A 3,879-nucleotide genomic window follows, 5' to 3' on the forward strand; every position below is an offset into this window, starting at 1 on the left:
TTCAATGGACAGGGATTTAAACGCAGCAATTAACTTATCGAGGTTGGCTAAACCTTGAAAGCTTACTGAGGGATAACCGCTCCCATGCTCCCATTGAAGTAAGAAATAAATGTCTAGACTTGTCTAGGATTTATATAGCAGCGTACTCTAAAATCTGTGTTGAGAAGCCGGAACAGCAATTGAGGATTTTCAGTCATTTGGGGTGAGGAAAATCCAAAATTGCCAATCTTAACTATTCTACAGACACCATGACTACCGTGATGTTATCATGTCCACCCTGGTGTTTGGCGGCTGTAATTAGCCCATGAGAAGCTGTTTTTAGTTCGGGAGAGTGGCGGAGGTGATCCGCAATTTGCTGATTATTCAGTTCTTCGGTGAGTCCATCGCTACATATTAACAGGCGATCGCCCAATTGAACATCTAGGGGTTGGATATCAACTTGATGTAAGTCTATTCTGCCCAAACAACGAGATAATACATGGCGGTAGGGGTGACTTCGAGCTTCCTCTTCAGTAATATCACCGAACTTAATAGCCCGAGACACCCATGTATGGTCTTCAGTCACCTGTTGTAATTGGGACTCTCGAAACCGGTATAACCTGGAATCACCAACGTGAGCGCACCAAGGGGAATTTGAGGGGCGAAAAATCACCACCACAGCAGTAGTACCCATATCAGAGCGTTGAGGATGCTGTTGCTGATCCTCTAAAATGGCTTTATTTGCTTGCCATAGGGCATTTTCTAACAATTTGGGAGTGGGTTGATCGCTATTCCATTGGGAGAGTAAAAACCCTGTTATTTCGTCGGTGGCGATGCGACTGGCTTCCTCACCCCCTGCGTGTCCCCCCATACCATCAGCAACAATAAAAAATCGCCCATCAGGGTCGACATAGAAAGCATCTTGGTTACTAGAACGAACAAGTCCCGGATCGCTAGAACCGGTGAAGTTAAGTTTCATAATTTTTGAGCACAATTAATATGTCCGGTCATAACGGTCGAGGCGTGAAAGCAAGCGAATCATTATAACTGAGACTGCGGCTGCAATCAAACCAGCTAGCACCGCCGGCCATACATAACGATTAACTAATAAAATTGTAGCCGAAAGAGTGAATCCACTGATAATTAGGGCGTAGGTTGTGCCTAGTTGAATATTACTCTGTCTTCGGAGTAAACGTTCCGTTTCTATAGAACGCACACGCACGCGCATATCTCCGCGTTCTAATTTTTCCAATGTATCTTCTAATCTCCGGGGTAACCCCAATGCAGTGCTACTAACTTGCACTGCTTGCCGACTTAACTCATTGATAAAGCTGTTATTATCAGAACCATTCATATTTGTTATTAGTTGCATGGCATATGGTTGGGCAACTTCCATAAAGTTAAAATCTGGATCTAAGCCTTTACCTACCCCCTCCAGAGTAGAAAAGGCTCGCATGACAAAAGTGAAGGTGGCGGGAAATCTAAATGGCTGATTATAGGCTATTTCATACAGGTCGTCACTGATGGCGGACACTGATTGATTTTCAAAGGGTTGGTCCATGAAATTGTCCAACATATATTGGACAGAACGCCGTACTGGCCCCATGTCATCTGTAGGTGCGATCGCTCCTAGATTTATCAGAGATTGAACCACGCGATCGCCATCTTTTTGAGCGATTCCAAACAGCGTTTCCATCAGTCCTTCACGCACATTAGACTTAATTTGTCCCATCATGCCGAAGTCGTAGAAAATTAAATCGCCATTAGGACTCACCGCAATATTTCCGGGGTGAGGATCAGCATGGAAAAAGCCATTATTAAGCAATTGTAACAAGTAAGCTTGAGCGCCCTGACGTGCTAGCACCTTGCGATCTAAACCCGCAGCTTCTAAAGCCTCATATTGGCTAATTTTAATTCCGGGGACATATTCTAAAGTCAACACTCTAGGTGAAGCATAACGCCAATACACTCTAGGTACTTTTACCCATTCATAGCCGCGAAAGTTGCGACGAAAAGTATCAGCATTGCGACCCTCATTGAGATAATCAATTTCTTCCCAAAGAATACGACAACACTCATCGTAAATCCCTAGCCAGTCTCGCCCCCGTCCCCATTTGGGGTGGTTTTGAAAGTAGCGGGTAATACCCTTGAGAATTTGTAAATCGATTTCAAACAGCTTCTTGAGTCCAGGGCGCTGTACTTTCACCACCACCACCTCCCCGGTGTGCAATACAGCTTTGTGTACTTGGCCCAAACTAGCAGCCGCCAGGGGAATAGGTTCAAAATCCAGGAATAATTCCGGAATTTTCTTACCTAATTCTTGCTCAATACTGGTTTCTACTTGCTCATAACTAAATGCTGGTACTTTGTCCTGTAACTTAGCCAACTCTTCTACATATTCGCCGGGGAATATATCAGCACGGGTAGAAAATAACTGCCCGACTTTAATAAAAGTTGGCCCTAAGTCCAACAGGGTATTACGAATCCAGACTGCTTGGGCTTTGCGTCTAGCAGCTTGCTTTTCCTCAGTTATACCGCCGGGGTAACTCCAGGATTTGTTGTACCGCCAGAGTTTGAACATTAAGGTCAAGACAAAAGACCAGATGTCTACAAAGCGCCGTCTACTAGAGTAATTTTCCCGATTCCAACGGTATGCCTGATCTGAATAACCTGTTTCCATATTTTTTGTGTACCGTTGGTTGTTAACCAAATCACCTGAATGAAAAGACACACTGAATCCTGAAATATTGACCAGCCACTGTCATGTAATCATGACTAATCAGGAAGTTTATACAGAACTACTGCGATAACGCTGTAATTCATTACGCAAGAGGGCAATTTCTGCCCTGAGTTCGTCAATGGTGGCTTGGACATCCACAGCATCAGCACCAGAAGACCCAGAACCTGGGGTGCTGTGACCAGCGGCTTCAGCTGCCCGATTTGCCCGTTCTAAGACCTGTTCTGTGAACTGGCGCATTTGCTCTCTGGCTTCGGCCTCTAATTTGCCCAAATCGCTCAAAGCGTCGGTTATAGCCACTTCTAGGCGCTCATTAATTACTTCTGCTACAGCTCTGCCTACAAAAAAGGCTTGTACAAGAGGGTTATTCATAAATTTTTGTTACGTTGCTCCGCAAGAAAATTATAACTTGCCTCTCTGCTTTAGTGCTGCTGTTAAATAGCGAGAAATTTGAAAATCAAGACCTGTAACTAATTGTAAAATATTTTATTAACATGCGTAAATCTTATTAACTCACCATTTATTGAGTAGTAGCCTAGTTGACAATTAAATAGACAAACCTATACAATTATCTACAAACCTATAAGTGTATTTATGTTTAAACCTCATGAGTTTGCAAAGAAAATTGGGGTGTCAGTCAAGACATTACACAGTGTTGAGGTCGAGCAATGCTTTTATCCATTAAAACAAAGTTGAAACTGAGTAAAACCCAAGAAATAATAATGAATAAACACGCAGGTATTGCCAGGTTTACTTATAACTGGGGTTTAGCGACTTGGAATAATCTTTATAAAGATGGATTAAAGCCCAACAAATATATTCTGAAGAAATTCTTTAATAATCATGTTAAACCTGAGTTTGAGTGGATTAAAGAAAAGGGTATTTGTCAGAAAATAACTCAATATGCTTTCGACCATCTAGGCGATTCTTTCTCTAGATTCTTTAGCGGTAAAGGTGGATATCCTAAGTTTAAAAACAAAGGACATCGCGACGCTTTTACCATTGATGCTGGAGGTAAGCCAATTCCAGTAGGCGGCAAATCAATAAAGCTACCGACGATTGGAAGGGTAAAAACTTATGAAGGCTTGCCACACACAACCTGTAAATCAATCACAATATCAAAGACTGCTAATAGCTGGTTCATTGCTTTTGCTTACGAGCAA

4 protein-coding genes are annotated in these 3,879 nt (G+C 42.6%); 1 reads left to right on the top strand and 3 read right to left on the bottom strand.

What is annotated here, in order from left to right; translation table 11 throughout:
• Positions 1 to 232: 232 nt before the first annotated feature.
• The 3 genes from NWP22_RS17910 to NWP22_RS17920 all read right to left on the bottom strand — a co-directional run bounded on the left by NWP22_RS17910 (position 233) and on the right by NWP22_RS17920 (position 3,088).
• A complete protein-coding gene (locus NWP22_RS17910) occupies positions 233 to 958 on the bottom strand; it encodes a Stp1/IreP family PP2C-type Ser/Thr phosphatase (RefSeq protein ID WP_271733879.1) in 726 nt (241 codons plus the stop codon).
• A 15-nt stretch (positions 959 to 973) separates the two neighbouring features.
• Positions 974 to 2,659 (bottom strand): ABC1 kinase family protein, encoded by a 1,686-nt coding sequence (locus NWP22_RS17915; RefSeq protein ID WP_271733881.1) that lies wholly within the window; start codon positions 2,657 to 2,659, stop codon positions 974 to 976.
• Between the two features lie 108 nt (positions 2,660 to 2,767).
• Complete coding sequence (locus NWP22_RS17920; RefSeq protein WP_271733882.1) at positions 2,768 to 3,088, bottom strand: DUF6825 family protein; 321 nt, start codon at positions 3,086 to 3,088, stop codon at positions 2,768 to 2,770.
• A gap of 296 nt (positions 3,089 to 3,384) precedes the next feature.
• On the opposite strand from NWP22_RS17920, the gene NWP22_RS17925 reads away from it, so the two are divergent.
• A partial coding sequence (locus tag NWP22_RS17925) for an RNA-guided endonuclease InsQ/TnpB family protein (RefSeq protein WP_271733883.1) occupies positions 3,385 to 3,879 on the top strand: 495 nt, incomplete at its 3' end.

Source organism: Anabaenopsis tanganyikae CS-531, assembly GCF_029891675.1.
GTDB classification, from domain to species: domain Bacteria; phylum Cyanobacteriota; class Cyanobacteriia; order Cyanobacteriales; family Nostocaceae; genus Anabaenopsis; species Anabaenopsis arnoldii.

Bases quoted from the DNA above. Each gene is read 5' to 3' on its own strand.
- NWP22_RS17920 (WP_271733882.1), bottom strand. From the start codon at position 3,088: ATGAATAACCCTCTTGTACAAGCCTTTTTTGTAGGCAGAGCTGTAGCA.
- NWP22_RS17915 (WP_271733881.1), bottom strand. From the start codon at position 2,659: ATGGAAACAGGTTATTCAGATCAGGCATACCGTTGGAATCGGGAAAAT.
- NWP22_RS17910 (WP_271733879.1), bottom strand. From the start codon at position 958: ATGAAACTTAACTTCACCGGTTCTAGCGATCCGGGACTTGTTCGTTCT.